At 43.8% G+C, this 402-nt stretch carries 1 protein-coding gene; it reads left to right on the forward strand.

Going from position 1 to position 402, the window contains the following annotated elements; all coding sequences use genetic code 11:
• On the forward strand, positions 1-270 hold a 270-nt coding region (locus tag LI112_RS17925), incomplete at its 5' end, for a cupin domain-containing protein (protein ID WP_227191214.1).
• Between the last annotated feature and the right edge of the window lie 132 nt (positions 271-402).

A 402-nucleotide genomic window follows, 5' to 3' on the forward strand; every position in this document is an offset into this window, starting at 1 on the left:
AGAAATAACTGGCACATCCATCATGCAAAAAGCGGAGGTGGGCAGATTCTGGTATGTGTTGCCGGAAGAGGATACTATCAGGAAGAAGGTAAAGATGCTGTAGAAATGAAGCCAGGCGACTGCATTAATATTCCGGCAGAAGTGAAGCACTGGCATGGTGCAGCACCAGATGAATGGTTTTCTCATCTTGCAATTGAGGTTCCAGGCGAAAATGGTTCTAATGAATGGCTTGAACCGGTAAGTGATGAAGAATGTGGAAAATTACAATAGGAAGGTGAATGAAATGGATTCCAAAGATGAGAAAGATGGATTTATGAGTGTGCAGGAAGATGAGGAGCTGCCGTTTGAGTAGACAGATCTCTGGAGCTTAAGCGGAAGAGCGCACTTATATACTTTAGCAAG

Source organism: Blautia sp. 210820-DFI.6.14, from assembly GCF_020558815.1.
GTDB lineage: Bacteria > Bacillota > Clostridia > Lachnospirales > Lachnospiraceae > Blautia_A > Blautia_A obeum.